Source organism: Rhizobium sp. T1470 (assembly GCF_042140505.1).
GTDB lineage: Bacteria > Pseudomonadota > Alphaproteobacteria > Rhizobiales > Rhizobiaceae > Rhizobium > Rhizobium favelukesii.
The window spans coordinates 2962144-2986602 of the sequence record NZ_CP148091.1; the positions used below are offsets into that span (position 1 = coordinate 2962144).

Genomic DNA, 24459 nt, shown 5'->3' on the forward strand with positions numbered 1-24459 from the left:
TTCCGCCACGGATGGATGCCCGACACAGGCCGGGCAGGTTTCCGCTATTCCGACAGCCCGGCCCGCAGGGCGGCGCAAAACCGCCTCACAACGCGACGAAATCGGCTGTCGTTACGTTGGCATCAAAACGCGCAATTCTCCTTAAACGTGTCACGAGATTGCGGTTGCACGCCTTTGCGGGGAGACGATGGCAGCGATCAAGTTGAAGTCCTACACATCTCCGACCCGGATCCTGCTTGTGCTCGATTGGGAAAGGGGAAGCCAGATGAATGATTTCCTCGGATTGGCGATCAGGCGCACTCCAGGGTCAGAGGCGCCTGACAAGCCGGCCGACCAACCACACAGGGACGCGTGGGAGATGGAAGGCGAGCAACCGCGCTTTGCTTGCGAGCATCGACCAGCTCTTGCCCCAGACGGGGAGAGCCGAGAGGTCAGCCTACCCGTTGGTGATCCTCTCGAGCCCTCTCAGGGGACCCGAAGGTGCCCCTGCGTGTCCTTTTTGGCGGAAGGACAGGAGCAACTTAGGCAGAGTGCGCGCGCTTGGAAAGTTGGACCAAGGTCCGATTGGAAGGAGGGAGGCTGCAGGAGGGTTGGTCCGCGACATCCTAAAGCCTCCCTCATCCTTCGGGGCAGAAGGACATGGGTCACTTAGCGCTCACAGAACGCTCGGGTAGTCGGACTTAGGTCTGACGAGTTCACCGCCATTTTGCGAGTCTAGCGGTATTTCCGGCACAACCGCTCGTCACAGGAGTGCCGGATGAAGCGGAAACGCAGGAGGAACTAGAGCCCGTGCGCTAGGACCTTCTGGCAGCCTGGCGACAAACGCTGCATGTTTTCCCTGAGGCAGGCGATGCCGCGTCCGCCGCCGAGCGGAACGGCACGGCAGTAAGACCGGAAGTCCGGCCCGCAGGCCTCGCGGGCAATGACCATTTCCTCTCGCGGTGAAAGCTGAGGTGCGGCCGCGGCCGGCGCTGCGGCCTTGGGGGTGCCGGTATCCGGCGTCGCCGGCGCCGTCGACGCATCGGAAGACGATTTCGGCGCGGTGGCCTTGCTACCTCCGCCGAGCGCGCTGATTGCCTGCTTGCAACCCGACGAGAGCGACGCTTCGTGCTGCTGCAGGCAGGCAAGCGCCTCCTTGCCTCCCGGCGTGACGCCGGAGCAATTGGATATGAAATCGCTGCGGCAGGCGGACTTGATTGCGTTGCGCTGCGCGTCGGTCGGTTGCTGCGCCAAGGCGGCGCCCGCGAACAAGACGACGCCCAGCACGGACAGGCCAAGTCTCATTCTCCACATGCCGCGTTTCGCGTATGCGATTTCCAGTGACGACGACGAGAAATTTTCCATAGTTCCTCTCCTTGCGGAAATCATAGTGTCGACGATGTCGGCATCGTGAGGGCGGCTTTAGCCCTCTTCCTGCGAGGGCGCTCCATTGCTTATCCACGGGCCGAAGGTCGAGCGCGGCGGCCCGTTCGTTCTTCGCCGGGAATAGCAATTCTCAATGCGGCGTCAGTTCTGGTCAGCGGCGTGTCGATGTTGGTCCTTGACGCCGCATACCTACGTCTGTGCGTCAGGCACCGCCACCGCGCGGCGCTTCCGGTATTCCTCGAAGTGCTGCAGGATCACGTAGAAGGACGGCACCAGCAAAACCGCCAGGCACGTCGATGCAATCATGCCGCTGAAGACGGAAATGCCGATCGATCGGCGCGCGTTGGCGCCGGCACCTGTCGCCAGCACCAGCGGCACCACGCCAAGGATGAAGGCAAACGACGTCATCAGGATCGGCCGGAAACGCAGCCGCGCGGCAAGCACGGCGGCAGCGGCGATTTCCATGCCCTGCATGCGTTTTTCACGTGCATATTCAACGATCAGGATGGCGTTCTTCGAGGAGAGCGCGATGAGCAGAATGAGGCCGATCTGGGTGTAGAGATTGTTGGCAACGCCGAGCGCCGTCAGTGCGCCGACCGTCCCGAGCAGAGCGAGAGGAACGGCGAGAATGACGGCGAACGGCAATATCCAGCTTTCGTACTGTCCGGCCAAAACGAAATAGACAAGCAGAATGGCAAGGCCAAAGACGTAGTAGATCTGCCCGCCGACCGCCCTCTCCTGATAGGACAGCGCCGTCCACTCGAAGCCGGCGCCTGGCGGCAGCGTCTGATCGGCAATCTGCTCCATGACATCGAGCGCCTGCCCCGAACTGAAGCCGGTGGCGGGACCCCCGACGATCGTGGCGGTAGGATAGAGATTGTAGAGGCTGATCAGCGACGGCCCCGGCACGCTGGTGACATCGATCACAGTACCAAGCGGCACCATGGTGCCATCGCCGGCCTTGACCTTCAGGTTGCGGATATCATCCGGCCGCACCCGGAAATTTGGAGCCGCTTGCACATAGACCTGAAAGGTACGGCCGAACTTGTTGAATTGGGTAACGTAGCTCGATCCGACGTAGCCCGAGAGGGCGGAGAACACCTGCCCGACCGTGACGCCAAGCGTCTCGGCCTTGATGCGATCGACCGAGACCTCAAGCTGGGGAGCATCCGCGCGGAACGACGTCTGCAGCCGCTGCAGCGAGGATTGCGAATTCCCGTGTTCGACGATCGTGTCGGCCAGCGCCTGCAGCAGCGGGAAATCGAAGCTACCGTCCTTGAGCAGCACCTGCATGGTGAAGCCGCTGGCATTGCCGATGCCCTGGATCGCAGGTGGGACCACGACCAGCGTCTTGGCCTGCATGATACTCTCCAGTGCGCCATTCAGATGCTGGTATATCGACAGCAGATCCTGGCCTTTTTCCTTTCCTCGCACATCCCAGTCCTTGAGAACGACATAGGCGACACCGGCGTTCGGCAGGCTTGCATTGTTGTCGATGATCGAAATACCGCTGATCGTCAGAACCTGATCGACGCCCGGCGTCGCCTCGGCGATCTCGCTGACCCGCAGCATCACGGCATCGGTGCGTTCCTTCGACGCACCATCCGGCAGTTGCGCGCTGATCAGCACGTAGCCTTGATCCTCGATGGGAAGGAAGGCGGTCGGAAGCCGGGCGAGCCCCCAGAAGGCAACACCAATCAGAGCCAAACCCACGAGGACTGCAATGGCACTCTTGCGCACAAGGCCGCCAACAAGCCGGGAGTAGCCGTTCTCCGCGGCGTCATAGATACGGTTGAAGCCGCGATAGAAAATGTTGCGCTTCTCGGGCGCAACGGGCGGCCGCAGCCAAAGGGCGCATTGCGTCGGTTTCAACGTGATCGCGTTGATCGCGCTGATCAAAGCGGTCGCGGCAATGACGAGCGCAAATTGTCGGTACAGCTGCCCCGTCAACCCAGGCAGGAAGGCAGCCGGAATGAAGACGGCCATGAGAACCAGCGTAATACCGATGACCGGGCCGAGAAGCTCGTCCATCGCCCTCTCTGCCGCTTGCCTGCAGGGCATCCCCTCCTCGACGTGACGTGACACGCCCTCGACGATGACGATCGCGTCATCGACGACGATGCCGATCGCAAGGACGATCGCAAACAATGTCGACAGGTTGACGGTGAACCCAAGGGCTGCCATCGCCGCAAAGGCACCGATGATCGTCACCGGAACGGTCGTCGCCGGCACGAGCATGGCCCGCCAATCCTGCAGGAAGAGCAGGATCACGATCAGCACCAGAACGCCGGCCTCGATCAGCGTCACGTAGACTTCGCGAATCGACGCCTTCACGAATTTCGTCGTATCGAACGGCATGTTGTATTCGAGGCCAGGCGGAAAGCTCTTTGAAAGCTCCGTCATCTTCGCCCTGACGGATTCGGCAACCGCGATGGCATTTGCTTCCGGCAACTGGAAAATGCCGATGCCGGTGGCGGGGCGCCGGTTCTGCAGGAATGATTGGCTATAGGTTTGAGCGCCAAGCTCGACACGGCCAATGTCGCGCACGCGCGTTATCCGGCCGCCACTGTCGGAATCGACCTTGACGATGATGTCTTCGAAGTCGGCGACTTCGTTGAGACGTCCGCTGATATTCAACGTGTACTGAAAATCCTGGCCGCTTGGCACTGGCGGCAATCCCACCTGCCCTGCCGTGACCTCCTGGCTCTGTTGCTGAATGGTGTTGACGACGTCCTGCGGCGTCAGTCCCCGGGCTTGCAGGAGATCCGGGTCCATCCAGATACGCATTGCGTACTGGCCCGCGCCGAAGACGGAGACATTGCCGACGCCTGGAAGCCGGGCGAGTTCATTCTGCAGGTTGATGACGGCATAATTTGACAGAAAGAGGCTGTCGTAGCGGCTATCCGGCGAGGTGAGGCTGACGAAACCGAGGATCGATGTCGACTTCTTCTGCGTCGTCACGCCTTGCACCTGCACCGCCTGCGGCAGTGAGGGCATGGCAATGGCGACACGGTTCTGCACGAGGACCTGCGCCTGGTCGGGGTCCGTGCCGATCGCGAAGGTGACGGTCAACGAATAGGTGCCGTCGCTGGCGCTGGTCGACTGCATGTAGAGCATGTTTTCGACGCCGTTGACCTGCAATTCGATTGGCAGTGCAACGGTGTCCACCAGGGTCTTGGCGCTCGCGCCCGGATAGCGCGTCGTCACCTGCACGGTGGGCGGAACCACGTTCGGATATTGCGCAACCGGCAACTGGAAGAGCGCGACGGCACCGATCAGGACGAACACCAGAGCAAGGACATTTGAGAGCACCGGCCGCTCGATAAAGAAGCGCGAAATCATCTTGTTCGCCTCCTGGATCGGGTCCGGTGCCGTCTCATGGGACCTTCGATCCGCTGGGATCGCCTGTTGCCGCGGCGGCGTCTATCGTGATTTTCTCTGGCGTGACCGTCATGTCGGGCACGGCCCGCTGGATGCCGGCCATGACAACCCAGTCGCCAACGTCGATACCCTGCTCGATGACCCGCATCGAGCCATCGCGCTGGCCGATCTTGACCGGTCGCTGTTCGATCACGTCGTCCTTGCCCAGCACCAGCACATAGTTCCCCTGCTGGTTGGTGCCGATCGCATCATCGCGAACGAGAAGCGCCTTGTCCTGATGGGCCACCGGAACACGAACCCGAACGAAAAGGCCCGGCAGGAGGGCGTGGTCCTTGTTGTCGATGATACCCCGAACCGAAAGCGTGCCCGTCGAGGCATCGATCTGCGGAGCGACATAGTCGAGATGGCCCTTGTGCGGATATCCCTCTTCGTCCCCCAGCCCGATTTCCACCGGTATGGTTGGGAGATCGACTTGTGTCAGCTTGCGTCCTGCCTTTGCGAGGCTCTGCTTGATCCTCAGCACCTGCGCTTCGCTGACGTTGAAATAAACGTACAGCGGATCGGTTTGCACGATGGTGGCAAGCTTTGTCGGGCCGGACACTCCGACCAGAGCGCCGACATCGACGAGATGATCGGTCACCGTGCCATCGAAGGGCGCCACGACCTCGGTATATCCGAGATTGATGTTTGCAAGATCGAGGCTGGCCTGCGCGTTCAGAATGGAGGCGTTTGCCTCATCGAGCGTCGCCTTGGCGCTGTCGACAGCCGTCTGCGTCGTTACCTGCTGCTTGTTGAGATTGAGTTGCCGGTCGTATTCCTGCTTCGCCCCGACCTGCGACGCCTGCTGCGAGGCCAACTGCGCCTGAGCTTGATCGACCTGCGCCTTGTAGGTGTCCCGCTGGATGCTGAAGAGCTTGTCGCCCTTCTTCACTGCAGTGCCATCCTTGTAGTCGACCGACTCAAGAAAGCCCTGGACGCGCGCTTCGATATCGACGGCGCTGATAGCATCCGTATTGCCTGTCAGCTCGAAGTATTCAACTACCGGCTGTTGCAGGGGTTGCGCGACATTGACCTTGGGCGGCGGCGGCGGCACATACGCATTGCCCCCGTCGTCGCACGCCGATAAGCCGGCGACCACTGCCAAAATCCCGATAAACTGCAGCCCTCGATACGATCTACCACGCATTTCCCTGCCTCGATGAATGCACGAGCTTCGGATTTCATGCGTGCCTCGCAGTGGATCCCAACACTCCAGGGACCGAGGCGGAGTGTAGTATGGGACAATATTTCCGCGAAAGGCAATAGCAACGCACGCGATAAATATTTGCCGATACAAGCCGAGATGTGCGAAACGAGATGAACTTACAGTTACATTTCGGCAGCAAGAAAAACAAACGTGCAGTAGCTGCGCTTCCGTCCGATCGGGCAGAGGTTGCCGAGCCGATTTCGAAGTGTCTCAAAGGTACGCCGTAAAGGAGTAGGCTCGCCTAGGCCTTCTTAGCGATGGCAATGCCGCCGGCAACCTTAACGTACCCAGCATTCGACGCGTACCCCATCAACCGTTGCCAAAGTGAGGGCCGTGACATGTCGAAATTCATCTTGCCGACGCGTACGGATTTTCGCCTTTGCGCTCGCAGTCGCGTTTGCCTCTCTTGACGTCAGCATGGAGGGCAATGACCTGACAACCTTGACCTTCAGGGCGTCCACGCCGGCCGAGGCCGTGATCGGACGCCCGCTGACGCCGCTCTCCTACGCGGGCGTCGCCCGCCGGACCACCCGCCGTGTCGTGCGTAGGACAAACGTCTACATCAGCACTCTGTCGGCGGGCTGCTGCGGATCGCTCTACTACGCCAAGAGCGGCGCTACCTATGTGCAAGTGGTGATCGAATAGAAGGCTCGAGCATTCACGTCTGCTTCAAGGGCAAGTCAGCAAAGGAATGGCGCTTGAGACACAGCGACAGGCGCATCACGTGCGCCGTGCGCATGTTCCAGGAACTGCCCGGCCAGCAGCTGTTCCAGTATATCGACAACCATGGCGCCTCCCATCCCATCCAGTCGCAGGGATGTGAACTCCTGCATAACGGGCATCCGGAACCGATTTCAGCTCGCGGCAATTCCGCACCTCGGGTGCCACGCAATCGCTGCGATAGCGCTGGCCGCGCTCGAACCGCAGCAAAGCCAGCGTGGACGCGGGCGCCAGATGAACGAGATCATCGATGCGGTTGCCGCACGCCTAGTCACCACACGCACTGTGTGTCGGTCCTCCTATATCCATCCAAAAGTGTCGAAAGCGAAATGGGCGAGCTTGCCAAGCTCGCTGGTGCGCGGCCGAGCCGAAGCGCCAGATTGTTGCGCTGGATGGACCAGGGGGAAATCGTTGTGCCACGCTGGTTGAAAGGCCTCAACGGCCGCTGACAGCGGCTGGTTCACTGCATTCGCACGCTTCACGACGATTGCAATGGAACCAAACCGCACCTCAGTCCGTTATGGGCCATTGCCGCGAATGCGGCCACGGGAGATGGCGCCAGGGCGCAAATGGCACGTCAGACCTATTGGAAGGGCTATCTCAAGCTGTCACTCGTCACCGCCGCGGTATCGCTGACGCCGGCGACAACGGAAAGCAACCAGCTTCGATTTCATGTTCTGAACCGAAAGACGAAGAACCGCGTCGAAAGCCGCTACGTCGACAGCGTCACCCGCAAGCCGATTGCCGACAAGGATCAAGCCCGAGGATATCCGCGCGGCGAGGACGACTACGTCATTCTCGAAGACAAGGAACTCGACGAAGTCGGCTTGGAAAGCACGAAGACGATCGATATCGATACGTTCGTGCCGCGCGGCTCAATCGACTGGATCTGGTATGACAAGCCACATTTTCTTACCCCGGAGGACAAGGTCGGCACCGAAGCTTTCTGTGTGATCCGCGAATCGATGAACGCAAACGATGTCGTTGGCATCGCCCGGCTTGTTCTCTACCGGCGCGAGCGGGCAGTCCTGCTTGAGCCGCAGGGCAAGGGCATCATTCTCTGGACGCTGCATTTCGGCGACGAGGTTCGCCCGCCGGCAGCGACACTGGACAGCCACAGCAAGGTGGATGACACCGTGCTCTCCCTGATGAAGAAGCTGGTGAAAGACCGGACCGAGGAATGGCAACCGGCCATGGTGCAGGACCCGATCCAGAAACGGCTGAGAGCAATGATCCGAGCAAAGCAGAAAAGCCTCGTCAAAGCGACACCACCATCTTCCAAGGGGCCGCCACCGAAACCGACGGGCAACGTCGTCAATATCATGGACGCACTGAAGAAAAGCCTCGCCAAGGAAACAGGCCGTCCGAAATCTCACTGAGACATCGCAACCAGCGGTCCGTTATTTTTGCTTCTCGAGCGGGACGGCGGCGGCAAAGAAGTCCGCCCACGGATCGCTTCGCAAGATATCGAGACGCGCCGGAGCGTTGTCGACCGTGAAATAGGCCGGACCGATTTCCTCGGTCAGCTCTTTCCACTCAAGCGGCATGGAGACGGCAGCGCCGGGGCGTGCTCGCGTCGAATAGGCGGCGACGGCCGTATTGCCGCGCCCATTGCGCAGATAGTCGATGAAGATCTTGCCGTTCCGCTTCGCCTTCGTGGCGGTTGCCAGATATTTATCCGGCTGATCTTTCGACATACCATCGGCGAGCGCCTTGGCGAAGGCCTTGACCTGCGTCCAGCTGGCCTTCGGTTTCAGCGGCGTCACGACATGCAGCCCCTTGCCGCCGGAGGTCTTGACGAAGGCCGCGAGACCGACCGCCTCCAGACGCTCCTTCAGTTCATCGGCGGCGGCGATCACATCCGTCCAGCTGACGTCATCAGCCGGGTCAAGATCCATCGTGATCATGTCGGGCCGTTCCCAACTGCCTGTCGTGGCACCCCAGGGATGGATCTCCAGCACCGCGGACTGGACAAGCGCAATCATCCCGTCGAAGTCCATGATGCGCAGCAATTTCTCGCCGCCCCTGTCCTTCGGATCGGTGATCTCTTCGATATTCGAATTCATGCCCTTCCAGGCATGCTTCTGAAAAAACCGCTGTCCGCCAATACCATCAGGACAACGCAGCAGCGCCAGCGGCCGCTTGGTGACATAGGGTTCGATGAAGCGCCACACCCGCGCATAGTAGCTGGCCAGCCCCTGTTTTGTGATGCCCTCCTCCGGCCAGTAGATGCGATCCGGGTGGGGGAGCGTGACGCTGGACTGAGGCAGTTCCTCAGCGGTCTTACTTGTTGCTTCGGGCATCACATCCTCTGGCGCCTTGTCGTCCCTCAAGCCACGAAACGCAGCATGCCGCAAGTTGCCGTCGGCCGACCAGGCCTGAAACTCCACCTCGGCAACGAGCTCCGGCCTGACATAGACCAGCCCACGGCGCTCTTCGGCAGTGAGTTCATCGTCAAACGAATTCTCACTCTGCTCCATCGCCGACAACTTGTCATAGAGATCTTGTGCGACATTGACGCTGAAGCCCGTTCCTACCCTGCCGACATGCTCGAGCTTGCCGCTGCGGTTGACGCCCATGGCAAGCGAGCCTATCGCATTTTTCATCGAGGTCGACGGCACATAGCCGCCGATGACCAGTTCCTGCCTCTGCAGGCATTTTGATTTGACCCATTCGCCCGTGCGCCCGGACACATATTCGCTGTCCGCCAATTTCGAAATGATGCCCTCAAGACCGAGCTGGCGGACATGGTCCAGCACCAAGGCACCCTTCTCGGCGAAATGCTCGCTGTAGCGGAGCCTTCCGTCAGCGTCTGCCAGCAGACCCAACAGCAACTCCTTGCGGCTGGTGAGCCGGACTTGCTGCAGGCCGTATCCGTCGAGATAAATCAGATCAAAGGCGTAAAAGACAAACCGATCGTGACGCCCTTGGCTGAGATCGTTCTGGAGGGACGAAAAGTCGGAGGCGCCGTTTTCCCGCTCGACGACGATCTCTCCATCGAGGATCGCTGACTTGGCCGGCAGTGCCGCGAAAGCATCGACAATCTCTTGGCCGAACTTCTCGGTCCAATCGAGGCCGCTGCGCGTGAGCAGGGTCGCCCTGCCATTCTCAAGCCGTACCTGCAGCCGGTATCCGTCAAATTTGATTTCGTGGATCCACCCTTCGCCCGACGGCGGTTTGGCCTTGAGCTTGGCAAGCTCGGGCTCGACAAAGGCAGGCATCGCGGCCTTTTCGGCTCCCTTCTCATGGCGTTTCGGCTTGACCGGGGTCGCTGCAGGCTTGGCGGAGGTCGGCTTTGACGTGCCCTTGGGGCGGGAGTTCCAGGTGGCGTCAGGGTGCTTGGCAATGTCTTCGATCTTGCGGCCGCTCTTGACCGATTCCGGCCGCTGTTTGAGAATGTCGCCCTTGTGGCGCGCTTCCTCGTCCTCGGCCTTGATGAGCAGCCAGTTTTCCTGTCTCTCGGCCGGTTTGCCGTGCATCCGAACCAGATGCCAGCGGCCGCTGAGTTTCTCACCGTCGAGGTCGAACTCCAGATGGCCCTTCTTGTAGCCCTTATGCGGATCGCCATTCGGCGTCCATGTGCCCCGATCCCAAACAAGCACCGTGCCGCCACCATATTGCCCCTTCGGGATGGTGCCTTCGAAGTCGCCATAGTCCAGCGGGTGATCTTCGACGTGAACGGCAAGCCGCTTTTCATCGGGATTGAGGCTTGGCCCGCGTGTGATGGCCCAGCTCTTCAGCGCGCCATCGAGCTCAAGCCGGAAGTCATAGTGAAGTCTCGTCGCATCGTGTTTCTGAATGACGAAGCTGAGCGCTGCAGGCGCGGCAGACTTGGTGCCACGCCGGCTTCCTCGCGGCTCCGGCGTCACCTTGAAATTGCGCTTTGCCTGATAGGCCTCCAGAGCCATGGTCAGCTCGCCTTCGGCTGCCCGCTAGCGGCGCGTTTGCTTCCCGGTGGTTTAGCACTCAGCTTGGCGCTCTGGCGCAGGGCGTCCATGAGATCGATGACCTTGCCCTGCGGCTTTGGCTTCGCTCTCGGCAGCTCCCTGCCGTCGATTTTCGCCTTCACCAGCTCCGAAAGCGCCGTCTCGTAGCGATCGTCATATTCCTGCGGATTGAAGGCGCCCTTTTTCGTGCCGATGATATGGCCGGCCAGTTCGAGCATTTCGTTGTCGAACTTCATCTCCGGAATGTCCTTGAAGACCGTATCCGGCTTGCGGACCTCGTAGTCGAAGCTCAACGTCGTCGCGACGACATAGTCGTCCTGCGGCCGGATCAGAACCGTGCGGTTACGGCGGAACAGCACGGCCTCTGCGATCGCCGCAACCTTTTGATCGTGCATGGCGCGAGCGATCAGCCCGAGCGCCTCCTCGTCATCTTCGCCCGCCGGCGCCAGATAGTAGGGCCGATCGAAATAGAGCTTGTTGATTTCATTGTAGGGTACGAAGTTCTGCACGTTCAGGACTTTGTCGCTCTGCGGCATGACACCGGCGATCTCGTCGCCCTCGATGACAATGTATTCGCCGTTGTCCAACTGATATCCCTTGACCTGGTCATCCCGTTCAACCGGCTTGCCGTTCTCGCTGTCAACGAACTGGCGCTCCACGCGATGGCCGGTCTTGCGGTTGATGATGTTGAATGAGATGCGGTCCGAGGTGGAGACGGCAGTGTATAATCCCACGCCGCATACGAGGTCTCCGACCTTCAGATGGCCTTTCCAGCTTGCCCGAGCTGCCATGACATTCCCCTCAGTTGTCGTTTTGCAGTTTACGCCGGCGCCTTTCGTCCAAGGCTATAATCTTCTCAACGGATGCGACGTCGTCGCTCGTCACCACCGGAACCGGGTCGGCAGCGATGGCTTCGAGCACATCCTTCGATAGTCCTCCGTTGCGGATCACCCATTCAAGGGTCTCACGGGTCTGGCGTTCGGCCTTAAGCTGCGCGTAGAGCGCAACAATCAGCCGGTCTCGGGCATCCATCTGCCCGCTCTTGCGATCGATCTTTCGGATGTGAGGCACGTGATCACCCGCCCGCATTTGCAACGAGAGGATTCAACAGATTGGAGGCAAAAAAGTTCCGGGACTGCGCGGCTTCAGCACTCTTTTTTGCTTTCAATGGCAACCCTAGAACCGCAGCCGAGCAGAAAGAAACGATCTCCTCCTTGCCCTCTCAATGTTTTGCCGGCCCCCCTCGAGATCGTGGAGCCGGTTGCTGAAACCGGATCGCTCGCTGGAAAAGTGCCTTCCAGTCCCTCGTCGAGCTGTTCTTCTATGGCGCTGCGATCGGCTGCCGCACGAGGGCTCGGCCGCCGTCAGTCGATCAGAGTTGACTTCGCCCCATTGGCGGCAGCCATCTCCAGCATGACCGCCTTGGCTCGTTGCACAACAGGACGGAAACCACCTCGCCGCCAACGCCTACGAATTCGATCGTGAAGCCCGGCTTGCCGCCCATTTCGGGAATGACCTGCGTGCCGACGACCTGCATGACGTTCTGCTTCAGCTTTTCTTCTTCTTGAGAGGCGCAAGCCACAACCGGATGTTGCGAGTTGCGACCAGCGGCGCGGTATCCAGCGCGCAAAAAAATAGCCACCGCTTGCACGGTGGCTGGGAGTATGAGGTCAAGGACCTCCAGAGGGAACAGTTGCGTCATCGACCGGGAGGTTGGTCGACATGCGTCAGCAACCATCGCCAATATGCAGCTTTGGCGCCGTGCGCTCAATCAACCACGGACCGAAATCCGCTGTTTGCGGAAACCATCTTTCCAGATTTTCGCGGAAACGCGCGATATTCTACCTGCTACAGCGTCCCGGGCGGCTCAGCCGTGCGGAGCCCCTTGCGCCGAAACGAGGAGGATCAGGGCTTGGACGGCCTCGCCGGCCCGGTCGATTCCCGCAGGATGAGTTCGACAGGCCACAATTCGTGGATCTCCAGCGGGGACCGCCCCGACAGCAGCTGCAAGACAAGATCGGCGCAACGCGATCCGGCTGCACGCATCGAAGACCGCGTCGCCGAAAGCGACGGCACCATGTTGTCTGCTGTCAGGTACGGAAAAACGTCGTCGTGGGCGATCACCGAGACGTCCCGGCCGATCTGCAGCCCCAGCGATCGAACCGCGCGATAGACGCCGAGCGCCGTCATCATGGATCCCGCCACAAAGGCAGTCGGCGGGTTCGGTTGTTCCAGGAAGGACCGCGCGAAACGAAAGCCAAGCTCGTCGGTGAAGTTTCCGTTCGCGATCAGCTGCGCATCGGGTTCCATACCGTGGCTTTGGAGGGCCTTGCGAAACCCGCTGTCTCGATGAAGGGCGTAGGTGGCGCCCGGCCGCCCATTGATCATGGCAATACGCCGATGGCCGAGGTCGATCAGATGCGATGTTGCTCGTTTGATCGCGGCTTCGTTGTCGATGTCGAGCCAGGCATGCGGTACGTCGATGGCGGATCGGCCGTGCACAAGAAACGGCATGCCGAGTTCGTGGAGTAGCGCAATGCGCTCATCGTCGGGTTTGGGCGAATGCACGATGATGGCGTCCACGCGTCGACTCTCCACGAGTCGTCGATAGAGCTGCATCTCGTCTTCATGGTTCGGATCCGCCATCGGGATGACGAGAATATCGGTCTCCTCCGCCACCAGTCGCTCCGCCATACCGGCCATGAACTCGGCGAAGTGGAATTCGCCGGCCCGCCCCATCACCACGCCGATCGCCCCGGCCCTACCGGTCTTCAGCCGCACTGCATTGACGTTCGGGCTGTAACCCAGCCGGACCGCAGCCTCCGCAACACGTGCACGTGTGGTCTCGCTCACCTCGGGATAGCCGCTCAGCGCCCGACTGACGGTTGTCGGGGACAATCCCACCTGCTTCGCGAACTCTTTAAGCTTCATACGGCATTGTGTCTTTCGTCCTGGCCTACCTGGCTGGACGCCAGCAGGTGCTGTCTTCCTTATGGCCTAAGCGTCGCAGTTCGCAAACAGCCAAACCGTTTTCAATTCTAGATATTCCTCGGCGGGCGATCCTGTTCTTTTCCCACAACCGAAATCAGCGCCATCCCTATGATTTTTCTTTGTTATCAATATGTGATTGCGGTTGTGCGACTTTGACACGAGTGCCCGCTTGACTCAATATCGACCTTCTGACAGTTTTTTCCAACCAAACCGTTTTCAATTTTCTCAATGTTTGGTTCTTTTGGGAGGAAGATATGAAGTTTCGTTTCACAGCGGTCGCCATTGCTGCCGCGTTGATTGGCGTCGCACAGCCGTCCTTCGCCGCCAGCATCAGCATTTCCGCCAGCTCCACCGGCAAGAACCTGGAGCTGTTCCGCAAGCAACTCGACGCCTTCGAGAAGGCAACCGGCAACAAGGTCAGCATCGTGACCATGCCATCCTCCTCGACCGAGCAGTTTTCGCAGTACCGCCTCTGGCTGGCCGCCGGCAACAAGGACGTCGACGTCTATCAGACGGACGTGATCTGGGCGCCGCAGCTGGCCGACCAGTTCGTCGACCTGAAGGATGCGGCCAAGGATGTCGTCGGCGATTTCTTCCCGTCGATCATCGCCTCGCAGACCGTGAACGGCCGCCTCGTCGCCATGCCGCTCTACACCGATGCACCGGCGCTGTTCTACCGCAAGGACCTGCTCGACAAGTACGGCAAGCAGCCGCCGAAGACCTGGGACGAAATGGCGGCAACCGCCAAGGAAATCCAGGAGAAAGAACGCGGCGCCGGCCAGAAGGATCTCTGGGGCTTTGTCTTCCAGGGCAACGCCTATGAGGGTCTGACCTGCAACGCGCTGGAATGGGTCAAGTCGTCGGGCGGCGGTCAGATCATCGAAGCGGATGGCACCATCTCCATCAACAACGAGAAGGCTGCACGCGCGCTCGACCGTGCCAAGGGATGGATCGGAACGATCTCTCCTCCCGGCGTCCTCGCCTATCAGGAAGAAGAGTCCCGCGGCGTCTGGCAGACCGGCAACGCCGTCTTCATGCGCAACTGGCCCTATGCCTACGCGCTCGGCAATGGCGCAGACAGCGCCGTCAAGGGCAAGTTCGACGTGGCAACGCTTCCCGTCGCCAAGGACGGCGACACCCCGTCCTCGACGCTCGGCGGCTGGAACCTTGCGGTCTCCAAGTATTCGCAGAACCAGGACGCCGCGATCGCGCTCGTCAAGTTCCTGACCTCCCAGGAAAGCCAGAAGCAGCGCGCCATCGAGCTGTCGAACCTGCCGACGCTGCAGGCGCTCTACGACGACAAGGACATCGCTGCCGCGCAGCCATTCATGCCGAACTGGAAGCCGATCTTCCAGAACGCCGTTCCGCGTCCCTCCGCTTCGGCCAAGGTCAAGTACAACGAGGTCTCCTCGAAGTTCTGGACCGCCGTTCACAATTCCCTCTCCGGCAACGGTACTTCCGCAGAAAACCTCGAGCTTCTCGAAGCCGATCTGACGTCGCTTAAGGGCGACAACTGGTGATCGACAGTACCGGCAGCGGCGGAACCCCCGCCGCTGCTCACTTCTGAAGACGCCATCGTCAATCGCCTCAAGAAGCGGGGACCTCATGACTGAAGCCGCAATGTCTCAAAGCGTCGGATCGCGAGCGCGCGCCGCCAGCACCTCGTCGGATTTGCACGCCGAGCGCGTCCGCTCTGCCTGGATGTTCCTGGCTCCGACCCTGTTCATTCTGGCAGTCGTTGCCGGATGGCCTCTTTTCAGAACCATCTATTTCAGCTTCACGAACGCATCGCTCACCAGCCTCGGCGACGCGCAGTTCGTCGGCTTCAAGAATTATCTCTCCTGGATTACGCTCAAGAGCGGGCGCACCGTCTATAGCGGCCTGCTGGCCGATCCCGCCTGGTGGGGCGCCGTCGGGAACACGATGAAATTCGCGTTTCTGTCAGTGACCATCGAAACCGTCCTCGGCCTCGTCGTCGCCTTGGTGCTGAACGCCCAGTTTCCAGGCCGCGGCATCGTGCGCGCCGCCATTCTCATTCCCTGGGCGATCCCGACCATCGTTTCCGCCAAGATGTGGGCCTGGATGCTCAACGATCAGTTCGGCATCTTGAACGACATCCTGCTTGGCCTCGGCCTGATCAGCCAGAAGATCGCCTGGACCGCCAATCCCGACACGGCGATGATCGCGGTGCTGATCGTCGATATCTGGAAGACGACGCCCTTCATGGCGCTGCTCATTCTCGCCGGCCTGCAGATGGTCCCCGCCGATATCTACGAGGCGGCCAAGATCGACGGCATCAACCCGATCCGCGTCTTCTGGCGGCTGACGCTGCCGCTGGTGCGCCCGGCCATCATGGTTGCCGTGATCTTCCGTATGCTGGATGCCATGCGCATCTTCGACCTCATCTATGTACTGACGCCGAACAATGCACAGACCAAGACCATGTCTGTCATGGCGCGTGAAAACCTGTTCGATTTCGACAAGTTCGCCTACGGGGCAACCGCTTCAACCATGCTCTTCCTGATCATCGCAACGGTTACCGTGCTCTACATGTGGCTCGGTCGCGTCAAGCTCGGTGGGAGCGAACGCTGATGTTGCTGACCCTGACCAAGAACACGCTCTTCTATCTGCTCGTCACCGTCATCGTCATCGTTGCGGTCTTCCCGTTCTACTATGCGATCCTGACGAGCTTCAAAGCCGGCACGGCCCTTTTCGAGGTGAACTACTGGCCGACTTCGATCTCGCTCACCAACTATACGACGGTCCTGACCACAGGCAGCTTCATTCGCAGCCTCGGCAATTCTCTGCTCGTCGCCTGCCTCGTCGTCGCAGCCTCGCTGCTGCTCGCCGTCACCGCGTCCTATGCGCTTGCCCGCGTCAATTTCCGCGGCCGGGCACTGCTGATGCTGACGATCCTGTCGGTCTCGATGTTCCCGCAGATCGCCGTGCTCGCCGGCCTGTTCGAGCTGATCCGCTGGATTGGCATCTTCAACACGCCTTTCGCGCTGATCTTCTCCTACATGATCTTCACCCTGCCCTTCACGGTCTGGGTGCTGACCACCTTCATGCGCGATCTGCCGATCGAAATCGAGGAAGCGGCGATCGTCGACGGCGCCTCCCCCTGGGTCATCATCACGCAGGTTTTCATGCCGCTGATGTGGCCTGCTTTGGTCACCACAGGCCTGCTTGCCTTCATTACGGCCTGGAACGAATTCCTCTTCGCCCTAACATTCACCTCGTCGGACGCTCAAAGAACCGTGCCGGTTGCCATCGCCCTGCTTTCGGGCGGCAGCCAGTTTGAAATTCCTTGGGGCAACATCATGGCGGCATCCGTCATCGTCACGGTACCGGTCGTTGTCCTGGTCCTGATATTCCAGCGACGCATCATTTCCGGCCTGACAGCCGGCGGCGTCAAAGGTTGAAGAAAGCAAGATATGGCACAGATTCGACTCGATAATATCCGCAAGAGCTTCGGTGTGCTCGAGGTCATCAAGGGCGTTTCGCTTGATATCCGCAAGGGCGAATTCATGGTCTTCGTCGGCCCTTCGGGCTGCGGCAAGTCCACGCTGCTGCGGCTCATCTCGGGGTTGGAGGACATCTCGTCGGGCACGCTGTCCTTCGATGGCGAAGCCGTTAACCGCTTTGCCCCTTCCAAGCGTGGCATCGCGATGGTGTTCCAGTCCTATGCGCTTTACCCGCACATGACCGTGTTCGAGAACATGGCCTTCGGCATGAAGCTATCGGGCCGCAGCAAGGAGGAATGCAACACCCGCGTCGAACAGGCAGCCGGCATGCTGCAGCTCTCGCCTTATCTGGAACGCCTGCCGCGCCAGCTGTCGGGCGGTCAGCGTCAGCGCGTGGCGATCGGCCGCGCCATCGTCCGCGACCCGAAGGTGTTCCTGTTCGACGAACCGCTGTCGAACCTCGATGCTGCGCTGCGTGTCGCGACCCGGCTGGAGATCGCCAAGCTTCACCGCAGCATGCATGGCACGACGATGATCTACGTCACCCACGACCAAGTCGAAGCAATGACGCTGGCCGACCGCATCTGCGTGCTGCGCGACGGCGTCGTCGAACAGGTCGGCACGCCGCTCGAGCTTTACGAGACGCCGAATTCCGTTTTCGTCGCCGGTTTCATCGGCTCGCCGAAGATGAACTTCCTGACGGGCGAATTCTCGGCACCCTACAACGCCCACACCATTGGCGTGCGGGCCGAACACATGCAGATCGTCCAGCAGGCGCCCGCCTGGACGGGAACCGTCATCCATTCGGAAATCCTCGGCTCGGACAGTTTCGTCTATCTCGACATCGGCATCGCCGAACCGCTCGTCGTTCGCGAAACGGGCGTATCGAGCCACCGACCCGGCCAGAAACTGGGCGTCGCCCCGGTAAAGGGCTGCATTCACCGGTTCGACCAATCCGGACGCGCGCTCGAGAGGATGCCCCTCAAAGGCGCGGCCTGACACCCATCAAACCACAGGATCCGACCGCTTCCCATCGGTTTCGGTCCACCATCGCATGAAGGAGCAGTAACTTGGCTATTCGCACCATTGTCTGGGGTGAAAACATCCACGAAACCACCAATGCCATCGTTCGGGGCATCTATCCGGAGGGCATGCACACCACCATCGCCAATGCGCTGAACACCGATCCAGGTATCAGCGCGACGACGGCGACGCTGCAGGAGCCGGAACACGGCCTGACCGAAGCCCGCCTCGCCGAAACCGATGTCCTCACCTGGTGGGGCCACAAAGACCATGGCGCCGTATCCGATGTCGTCGTCGAGCGTGTCGCCAAGCGCGTCTGGGAAGGCATGGGCCTTCTCGTTCTGCACTCCGGCCACTTCTCGAAGATCTTCAAGCGCCTGATGGGCACGCCCTGCGCGCTGAAGTGGCGCGAGGCCGGCGAGCGCGAACGCCTCTGGACCATCAACCCGCGCCACCCGATCGCAGCCGGTATCGAGGAGAATTTCGTGCTGGAAAACGAGGAAATGTACGGCGAGCAGTTCTCCGTACCGGAGCCGCTGGAAACCGTCTTCATTTCCTGGTTCCAGGGCGGCGAAGTCTTCCGTTCGGGCCTCACCTGGCGCCGTGGCGCGGGCAACATCTTCTACTTCCGCCCCGGCCATGAAACCTATCCCACCTATCATGATGCCAACGTCCAGAAGGTACTCATCAACAGCGTGAAATGGGCTTATAACCCGCAGGGCGATCTCAAGAGCATCACCGATGCCCCGAACGTTCCGGTCGAAAAGGCGCTCGAACCGATCGTCGAGCGCGGTCCGAGACTGCACCAGGCCGGCGAAGCCGGTTACCGCTGAGGAGCATAGCAATGCGTCTACTCGTTCTTGGCACAGGCGTTATGGCCAAAAACCAGGTTGCCAACTTCCTCGCCATTGATGGTGTGGAGGTTGTCGGCGCCGTTGACACCGACCTGGTCCGCCTCGCCGAATTTGCCGATCACTTCCACATCGAGAAGCGTTTCCAGACGCTCGAGGAAGCGATCGCATGGGGCGAATTCGATTCCGCCACCAACGTCACGCCGGATCGCATCCACCACGCGACCAGTCTGGCGCTGATCGCCGCCGGCAAGCATGTGTTTTGCGAAAAGCCGCTGGCGGAAAACTATGCCGACGCTCTGGAGATGACGGAGACCGCGGAAGCTGCGGGCGTCGTCAACATGGTCAACCTGACCTATCGCAATGTGGCTCCTCTGCAGCGCGCCCGCGAAATGGTGCTGGCCGGCGAGCTCGGCACGATCCGCCATGTCGAAGCCTCCTACCTGCAGAGCTGGCTGGTTTCTCGCGCCTGGGGTGACTGGCGCACGGAATCGCGCTGGCTATGGCGCCTGTCGACCGGTCACGGTTCGAACGGCGTGCTTGGCGATGTCGGCATCCACATCCTCGACTTCGCCGCCTATGGCGCAGCAACCGATATCGACCATGTCTTTGCCCGCCTGAAGACCTTCAACAAGGCACCGGGCGGCCAGATCGGCGAATATCTCCTCGACGCCAACGACAGCTTCACCATGTCGGTCGATTTCACCAACGGTGCGCTCGGCGTCATTCACGCCACCCGTTGGGCGACGGGCCACCTCAACGAACTGAAGCTGCGCATCTACGGCGAAAAGGGCAGCCTGGAAGTGATCCATCGTCCCGATGGTTCGGACCTGCGCGGCTGCTTCGGCGAGGACATCGAGACCGCCATTTGGCGCGACATCGAAGTGCCAGCGGTTCTCACCAACTACCAGCGCTTTGCTGAAGCGGTCAGAACCGGAAAGCAGGACGACCCGACCTTCCGCCACGCTGCCAACCTGCAGAAGGTCATCGACCTTGCGATCGTGTCGGAGAAGGAGCGGCGGGAGCTCAATCTGCTGGAGGCCTCCGAACAGGATAGCCCAGCAGACAAGCGGATACCGCCGCTGACTGTCGTGGTCTGATGCAAGCGACGCGCTGCCAGCCAGAAGCAATAAGGGCCCGCTCATGCGGTAATGCAGTTCACTTAGTGAGCTGCGGGCAAGTTTGATGGTTCAGGATGGGGATTCGTTTTCCCATCCTGTTTTTGTTTGTGATGTCACGCACCCTTGGACATTCGGCCGAATTATCGGCTCTTTCGCAGGCGATCGACCCGGACTGGATCGCTCAGGCTCTCGCCACGACAGGCAAGGCGAGCATCCGCAAGCGCAAGCTGCCAGCCGAGCAGGTCGTCTGGCTGGTGATTGCGTTGGCCCTTTATCGTCATCAGTCGATCCCGGAGGTGGTGGCCCATCTTGATCTGGTTTTGCCCGATGAGGTCAACGCGGATATTGCCAAGAGCGCGTTGACACAGGCACGGCAGCGCTTGGGTCAGGCACCGTTGGCGCAGTTGTTTGCAATGAGTGCATCATGCTGGGATGAACGCCACCAATCCGGGCGTGCCTGGCGGGGTCTTTGTCGTTATGCCGTGGACGGCAGCACGCTGCGGACGTCCGACAGCCCGGAGAACCGGGCGCATTTTGGAGCGCAGGCCTACGCGTCTGGCGTTGTCGCAAGCTATCCGCAATTGCGGCTGCTGACGCTGACGGCGCTGGCGACGCATCTGGTGCGTGATGCGGTGTTCGGAGCCTATGGCACAAACGAGATGCTCTATGCCAAAAGCCTGCTCGACCGGGTTCCGGACCATTCGCTGACGGTCTTCGACAAGGGCTTCTTCAGTGCCAGCCTTCTCTTGCAATTGCAGACGAAGGGACATGAGCGTCACTGGCCGATTCCGGCCAAAGCCAACAGCACATGGGAACGACTGGATCCGCACCCCACCGATTATCGGGTGCGCATGAAGGTCTCGCCCCAGGCGCGGCAGGCAGAACCGGACTTGCCGGCCTTCTGGGAGGTCAGGGCCATCGAGACGACCACCAGCCATGGCAAAAAGCGCATATTGTTGACATCGCTGATGGACAGACAAACTTATCCGGCAAGCGAAATCGTCCATCAGTATGAAGAGCGATGGCGCATCGAGACAAGTTATCGCGAACTCAAGCAGGAGCTTCTCGGTAGCGAACTGACCCTGCGAAGCGGCACGCCGGAGACTGTCTATCAGGAGGTCTGGGGCGCGTTGCTGGCCTACAATCTGGTGCGGCTCGAAATGGCAGAGGTCGCGACCGAAGCCCAAGTCGAGCCAACCCGACTAAGCTTTATCACAGCCCTGCATTACCTGCGTCACGAATGGGGATGGATGGCGATCGAAGCACCCGGCAAAATCCCCGCCCACCTCACCAGATTGAGAAACAGATTGGCAGACTTGCTGCTGACAGAAAAACGGGGGCGATCATGCCCCCGTGTCGTCAAAAAACTCCCTGCCAGATACCCGATAAGAGCCGTAAGCAAACCTAAGTGAACTGCATTACCGCTCATGCGGGCCTTTGTCGCCTTGGGTTTGCTATCGAAGGCGCTCTGCGAGGAGACCAATCAAAGCCGCATCGGCATTTGCGAAAGCGAGCCTCAGATAACGCTCCTGCCCTTCTCCGAAATAGCTTCCGGGCAAGCAAACGACGCCCGCCTGCTTTGCCAGCCGCTCCGCGACGGCCGATGAGCCGAGCTGTTCAAAGGGATGACGGATGAAGGCGAAGTAGGCGCCGATCGCGCCGATCTCCCAACCGGGCAAGCCTGCCATTACGGCCCTGAGCGCATCCGCGCGGCGCGCGATTTCCAGACGGTTGCCTGCACGCCAACCGGCGAGGATCGGCATCGCCCCGGCAACGGCGATCTGCGCAGCGCGCGGAGCGCAGATCTGCATATTGTCCATCACCTTGGTAATCTCGGCGACGACGCTCGCACCGGCCGTGATCGCCCCGAGGCGATGGCCGGGAATGCAGAAGGACTTCGAAAAGCTGTAAAGCAGGATGAGCGTGTCTTCCCAGCCCGGAATTGTCAGCAGCGGATGCGGCGCGCCGTAGCCATCGGGCAGAAAGTCGCGATAGGTCTCGTCGACGATCAGCCACGCCCCGTGCTTGCGGCACAACATCAACAGGTCGCGCAGCAACGCCGGCGGATAGATCGCGCCGGTCGGATTGTTCGGCGTGACGATCGCCAGCACCTTCGCACCTCCGGCCAGAGCCTTTTCGGCGGACTGAACGTCTGGCAAGAAACCATTCTGCGCATCGCACTCGACGAGGGCACGCTTGATGCCGAGCATCGACAGCGTCGTTTCCTGATTGAAATAGAACGGATTGGTCAACGCCACCGTATCGCCGCAACCGGCAAGCGCAATCGCCACGGACATGAAGGCCTGATTGCAGCCGGCGGTTATATGGATGTTGTCTGACGACACCGCGGCGCCGTAGAGTGCCGACATGTGCCGCGCATAGGCTTCCCGCAGCACGCCCTCGCCCTCGATCGGCCCGTAGCCGGTCATCTTCGGTGAGGACGCGGCTTCGCCCAACAGCCGCAGCATATCGGGGTGCGCGGGATAGCCGGGCACCGCCTGCGAAAGGTCGACCAGCGGCCCCTTCGCGCCCTTGTATTCACGAGCCCAAGCGAGGACGGACGGGATGGGCGGGGGAGACAGTCGCGAAACAAGCGGATTGGGTTCGGCAGACATGCGTATCTCTTATGGAACGAGGTGGACCAGCACTCCTGCACAAAATCGGCTGCCTCGGCAACATGCATTCGAGCGTCAGGAACCGCAGAAAGCCTTGAGCTTTGAAAGCTTCGGCACGTTGATATGCCGATTGGCAACGATCCCGATCATCCCCTCGGCCTTCAGCTTCGACATCTGACGGGAAACGGTTTCGATCGTCAGCCCGAGGAAGTCCGCAATATCCGCCCGCGATAGCGGCAGGTCGAACTGGCGCCGGTCGCCGGTCGCCTCGGGATCGAGGTGCGTCGCGATCAGGAGCAAGAAGCTTGCGACCTTCTCCGCCGCCGTCTTGCGCCCCAGCGTCACCATCCAGTCGCGCGCTTCATCCAGCTCGCGCAGTGTTTGCGTCATCAGACGTTCGGCAAGCGCGGGGTTGCTCTTGACCATGCGCTCCAGCGCAACCTTTGGAATGCGACAGAGGTTGAGGTCGGATGCCGCCTCCACCGACACGGCATTCTCGTCGGCATTCAGTCGGCCAAGGAGATCGGGAGCGAATTGCAGTCCAACGATCTGCTGGCGTCCGTCTTCCAGCGTCTTCGTGAGCTTCACGACGCCACGGATCACAGTGGCGTAGGATTCGGCCGGCATCTTCTCGCCAGCCAGCTCATCGCCGGCTTCGTGGTTGACGAGGCGCGTATGCGCAGAAAGCGCCTGCAACTCATCGGCGCTGAGCGCGCCGCATATGCCCTTGTGGCGGACCTCACAACTCATGCAACGGACTGGTATGTTTGAATTATGTATGTCTTTGCGCATCAAATCAGCTCCGCGCAAAAGCATAGACGACAGCCACAGCGGGAGAACAGCGTTTTCTTGATCGAAATCAAAGTGTCACCGGATCGGCTGACGAGCTTCGACGGCAACACCTTCGCCATCAGGCCGAAGGGCCGGCCTTTCGTTCGGGTGATCGCCGCGACGTTCGACCGCTACCTCAATCAGGGACAGGCGAAACATTCCGTCGCCGTTTGATCCAGATCACGTTTTGCCGCGGCGAACCTTCGTATGACTGACCGCGACACCAAATTGCCGCAGCCCTCACTTGCCGATTGCCGATAGAGCCGACCCAGTTATAGTAGTTTCAGAAATTTCTGAAATCACAGACATAACGGAAACAGAGATGAACCTTCCGCCGCTTGTTCAATCCTTCGTTCTGCACTTTGGTGAAATGGGCTCGCGCTGGGGCATCAACCGCACGGTCGGCCAGATCTACGCCCTGCTCTACGTGTCGCCTTCGCCGCTCTGCGCTGAGGAAATCGCCGATTCCCTCGGCATCTCGCGATCGAACGTGTCGATGAGCCTGCGCGAACTGCAGACCTGGAACCTCGTCCTGCTGAAGCACCGACCCGACGACCGGCGCGACTTCTTCACGACGCCAGATGACGTCTGGCTGATCCTGCGCACGCTGGCCGAGGAGCGCAAAAAGCGCGAGGTCGATCCGACGCTCTCGGTGCTGCGGGAAATCCTCATGCAGCGGCCGGCAAGCGAGGCCGAGCGTCATGCGCAGGAACGCATGAGCGAGATGCACACGCTGATCGAACAGCTAACGCATTGGTACGAGGACGTAAAACAACTTGAAACCGAACGGCTTGCAACGTTACTCTCGCTCGGAGCGAAAGTGACGAAGCTGTTGGAGGCCAAGGACCGAGTCGTTTCGCTCGGCCGCAGCCGCCGGCCCAATCCTGCGAACAAGAGTTAGCGC

General features: G+C 60.5%; 21 protein-coding genes and 1 pseudogene. 11 read left to right on the forward strand and 11 right to left on the reverse strand.

Annotation, left to right across the window (positions count from 1 at the left end; genetic code table 11):
• Nucleotides 1-780 precede the first annotated feature (780 nt).
• The 3 genes from WGT02_RS14960 to WGT02_RS14970 all read right to left on the reverse strand — a co-directional run bounded on the left by WGT02_RS14960 (nucleotide 781) and on the right by WGT02_RS14970 (nucleotide 5932).
• Entirely contained in the window at nucleotides 781-1293 is a 513-nt protein-coding gene (locus tag WGT02_RS14960; RefSeq protein ID WP_225039688.1) for a cysteine rich repeat-containing protein, read from the reverse strand.
• Nucleotides 1294-1554: 261 nt separating this feature from the next.
• Entirely contained in the window at nucleotides 1555-4707 is a 3153-nt protein-coding gene (locus WGT02_RS14965) for an efflux RND transporter permease subunit (protein WP_208250057.1), read from the reverse strand.
• A gap of 34 nt (nucleotides 4708-4741) precedes the next feature.
• On the reverse strand, nucleotides 4742-5932 hold the full coding sequence (locus WGT02_RS14970) for an efflux RND transporter periplasmic adaptor subunit (RefSeq protein WP_024317540.1): 1191 nt from the start codon (nucleotides 5930-5932) through the stop codon (nucleotides 4742-4744).
• A gap of 477 nt (nucleotides 5933-6409) precedes the next feature.
• On the opposite strand from WGT02_RS14970, the gene WGT02_RS14975 reads away from it, so the two are divergent.
• Nucleotides 6410-6637, forward strand: a complete 228-nt coding sequence (locus WGT02_RS14975; RefSeq protein WP_225039831.1) for a hypothetical protein — start codon at nucleotides 6410-6412, stop codon at nucleotides 6635-6637.
• 35 nt (nucleotides 6638-6672) lie between these two features.
• On the opposite strand, the gene WGT02_RS14980 is transcribed toward WGT02_RS14975, so the two are convergent.
• Entirely contained in the window at nucleotides 6673-6825 is a 153-nt protein-coding gene (locus tag WGT02_RS14980; RefSeq protein ID WP_225039690.1) for a hypothetical protein, read from the reverse strand.
• A gap of 456 nt (nucleotides 6826-7281) precedes the next feature.
• On the opposite strand from WGT02_RS14980, the gene WGT02_RS14985 reads away from it, so the two are divergent.
• The gene (locus WGT02_RS14985) at nucleotides 7282-8091 is read left to right on the forward strand and encodes a Ku protein (protein WP_024317541.1); all 810 of its coding nucleotides are present in this window, start codon (nucleotides 7282-7284) and stop codon (nucleotides 8089-8091) included.
• Between the two features lie 21 nt (nucleotides 8092-8112).
• Here the strand turns inward: WGT02_RS14985 and ligD are convergent, their stop codons facing one another.
• The 5 genes and pseudogenes from ligD to WGT02_RS15010 form a co-directional block, all read right to left on the reverse strand.
• On the reverse strand, nucleotides 8113-10620 hold the full coding sequence (ligD, locus tag WGT02_RS14990) for a DNA ligase D (protein ID WP_208250054.1): 2508 nt from the start codon (nucleotides 10618-10620) through the stop codon (nucleotides 8113-8115).
• A gap of 2 nt (nucleotides 10621-10622) precedes the next feature.
• On the reverse strand, nucleotides 10623-11450 hold the full coding sequence (locus tag WGT02_RS14995; protein ID WP_024317543.1) for a Ku protein: 828 nt from the start codon (nucleotides 11448-11450) through the stop codon (nucleotides 10623-10625).
• A 10-nt stretch (nucleotides 11451-11460) separates the two neighbouring features.
• On the reverse strand, nucleotides 11461-11691 hold the full coding sequence (locus tag WGT02_RS15000; RefSeq protein ID WP_263622950.1) for a hypothetical protein: 231 nt from the start codon (nucleotides 11689-11691) through the stop codon (nucleotides 11461-11463).
• Between the two features lie 113 nt (nucleotides 11692-11804).
• A pseudogene (locus tag WGT02_RS15005) lies at nucleotides 11805-12196 on the reverse strand (hypothetical protein).
• Nucleotides 12197-12564: 368 nt separating this feature from the next.
• Nucleotides 12565-13590, reverse strand: coding sequence for a substrate-binding domain-containing protein (locus WGT02_RS15010; RefSeq protein WP_024317546.1), 1026 nt, complete (start codon nucleotides 13588-13590; stop codon nucleotides 12565-12567).
• Nucleotides 13591-13904: 314 nt separating this feature from the next.
• Between WGT02_RS15010 and WGT02_RS15015 the strand changes: the two genes are divergently transcribed.
• The 7 genes from WGT02_RS15015 to WGT02_RS15045 all read left to right on the forward strand — a co-directional run bounded on the left by WGT02_RS15015 (nucleotide 13905) and on the right by WGT02_RS15045 (nucleotide 21521).
• Nucleotides 13905-15170, forward strand: a complete 1266-nt coding sequence (locus WGT02_RS15015; RefSeq protein ID WP_208250052.1) for an ABC transporter substrate-binding protein — start codon at nucleotides 13905-13907, stop codon at nucleotides 15168-15170.
• An 85-nt stretch (nucleotides 15171-15255) separates the two neighbouring features.
• The gene (locus WGT02_RS15020) at nucleotides 15256-16242 is read left to right on the forward strand and encodes a carbohydrate ABC transporter permease (RefSeq protein WP_208250050.1); all 987 of its coding nucleotides are present in this window, start codon (nucleotides 15256-15258) and stop codon (nucleotides 16240-16242) included.
• Complete coding sequence (locus WGT02_RS15025; RefSeq protein WP_037069880.1) at nucleotides 16242-17072, forward strand: carbohydrate ABC transporter permease; 831 nt, start codon at nucleotides 16242-16244, stop codon at nucleotides 17070-17072. Before WGT02_RS15020 ends, WGT02_RS15025 begins: the two co-directional genes overlap by 1 nt.
• A 12-nt stretch (nucleotides 17073-17084) precedes the next feature.
• A complete protein-coding gene (locus WGT02_RS15030; RefSeq protein WP_024317550.1) occupies nucleotides 17085-18113 on the forward strand; it encodes an ABC transporter ATP-binding protein in 1029 nt (342 codons plus the stop codon).
• Between the two features lie 71 nt (nucleotides 18114-18184).
• On the forward strand, nucleotides 18185-18970 hold the full coding sequence (locus WGT02_RS15035; RefSeq protein ID WP_024317551.1) for a ThuA domain-containing protein: 786 nt from the start codon (nucleotides 18185-18187) through the stop codon (nucleotides 18968-18970).
• An 11-nt stretch (nucleotides 18971-18981) separates the two neighbouring features.
• Nucleotides 18982-20088: a Gfo/Idh/MocA family protein gene (locus WGT02_RS15040; protein ID WP_024317552.1), complete on the forward strand. Its 1107-nt coding sequence runs from the start codon at nucleotides 18982-18984 to the stop codon at nucleotides 20086-20088.
• Between the two features lie 95 nt (nucleotides 20089-20183).
• Nucleotides 20184-21521 carry an IS4 family transposase gene (locus WGT02_RS15045; protein ID WP_208249505.1) on the forward strand — a complete coding sequence of 446 codons (1338 nt, stop codon included), beginning with the start codon at nucleotides 20184-20186 and terminating at the stop codon, nucleotides 21519-21521.
• 42 nt (nucleotides 21522-21563) lie between these two features.
• Here the strand turns inward: WGT02_RS15045 and WGT02_RS15050 are convergent, their stop codons facing one another.
• Complete coding sequence (locus WGT02_RS15050) at nucleotides 21564-22724, reverse strand: aminotransferase (protein ID WP_024317553.1); 1161 nt, start codon at nucleotides 22722-22724, stop codon at nucleotides 21564-21566.
• Between the two features lie 75 nt (nucleotides 22725-22799).
• Nucleotides 22800-23474: a Crp/Fnr family transcriptional regulator gene (locus WGT02_RS15055; protein ID WP_225039693.1), complete on the reverse strand. Its 675-nt coding sequence runs from the start codon at nucleotides 23472-23474 to the stop codon at nucleotides 22800-22802.
• Between the two features lie 99 nt (nucleotides 23475-23573).
• On the opposite strand from WGT02_RS15055, the gene WGT02_RS15060 reads away from it, so the two are divergent.
• A complete protein-coding gene (locus WGT02_RS15060; RefSeq protein ID WP_157997358.1) occupies nucleotides 23574-23729 on the forward strand; it encodes a hypothetical protein in 156 nt (51 codons plus the stop codon).
• Nucleotides 23730-23877: 148 nt separating this feature from the next.
• The gene (locus WGT02_RS15065; protein WP_024317555.1) at nucleotides 23878-24456 is read left to right on the forward strand and encodes a GbsR/MarR family transcriptional regulator; all 579 of its coding nucleotides are present in this window, start codon (nucleotides 23878-23880) and stop codon (nucleotides 24454-24456) included.
• The last annotated feature ends 3 nt before the right edge of the window (nucleotides 24457-24459 follow it).

Bases quoted from the DNA above. Each gene is read 5' to 3' on its own strand.
- WGT02_RS15040 (WP_024317552.1), top strand. From the start codon at position 18,982: ATGCGTCTACTCGTTCTTGGCACAGGCGTTATGGCCAAAAACCAGGTT.
- WGT02_RS14975 (WP_225039831.1), top strand. From the start codon at position 6,410: ATGGAGGGCAATGACCTGACAACCTTGACCTTCAGGGCGTCCACGCCG.
- WGT02_RS15010 (WP_024317546.1), bottom strand. From the start codon at position 13,590: ATGAAGCTTAAAGAGTTCGCGAAGCAGGTGGGATTGTCCCCGACAACC.
- WGT02_RS14985 (WP_024317541.1), top strand. From the start codon at position 7,282: ATGGCACGTCAGACCTATTGGAAGGGCTATCTCAAGCTGTCACTCGTC.
- WGT02_RS15030 (WP_024317550.1), top strand. From the start codon at position 17,085: ATGGCACAGATTCGACTCGATAATATCCGCAAGAGCTTCGGTGTGCTC.
- WGT02_RS14960 (WP_225039688.1), bottom strand. From the start codon at position 1,293: ATGTGGAGAATGAGACTTGGCCTGTCCGTGCTGGGCGTCGTCTTGTTC.
- WGT02_RS15015 (WP_208250052.1), top strand. From the start codon at position 13,905: ATGAAGTTTCGTTTCACAGCGGTCGCCATTGCTGCCGCGTTGATTGGC.
- WGT02_RS14995 (WP_024317543.1), bottom strand. From the start codon at position 11,450: ATGGCAGCTCGGGCAAGCTGGAAAGGCCATCTGAAGGTCGGAGACCTC.
- WGT02_RS15050 (WP_024317553.1), bottom strand. From the start codon at position 22,724: ATGTCTGCCGAACCCAATCCGCTTGTTTCGCGACTGTCTCCCCCGCCC.
- WGT02_RS15055 (WP_225039693.1), bottom strand. From the start codon at position 23,474: ATGAGTTGTGAGGTCCGCCACAAGGGCATATGCGGCGCGCTCAGCGCC.
- WGT02_RS14980 (WP_225039690.1), bottom strand. From the start codon at position 6,825: ATGCAGGAGTTCACATCCCTGCGACTGGATGGGATGGGAGGCGCCATG.
- WGT02_RS15065 (WP_024317555.1), top strand. From the start codon at position 23,878: ATGAACCTTCCGCCGCTTGTTCAATCCTTCGTTCTGCACTTTGGTGAA.
- WGT02_RS14970 (WP_024317540.1), bottom strand. From the start codon at position 5,932: ATGCGTGGTAGATCGTATCGAGGGCTGCAGTTTATCGGGATTTTGGCA.
- ligD (WP_208250054.1), bottom strand. From the start codon at position 10,620: ATGGCTCTGGAGGCCTATCAGGCAAAGCGCAATTTCAAGGTGACGCCG.
- WGT02_RS15045 (WP_208249505.1), top strand. From the start codon at position 20,184: ATGGGGATTCGTTTTCCCATCCTGTTTTTGTTTGTGATGTCACGCACC.
- WGT02_RS14965 (WP_208250057.1), bottom strand. From the start codon at position 4,707: ATGATTTCGCGCTTCTTTATCGAGCGGCCGGTGCTCTCAAATGTCCTT.
- WGT02_RS15020 (WP_208250050.1), top strand. From the start codon at position 15,256: ATGACTGAAGCCGCAATGTCTCAAAGCGTCGGATCGCGAGCGCGCGCC.
- WGT02_RS15025 (WP_037069880.1), top strand. From the start codon at position 16,242: ATGTTGCTGACCCTGACCAAGAACACGCTCTTCTATCTGCTCGTCACC.
- WGT02_RS15000 (WP_263622950.1), bottom strand. From the start codon at position 11,691: ATGGATGCCCGAGACCGGCTGATTGTTGCGCTCTACGCGCAGCTTAAG.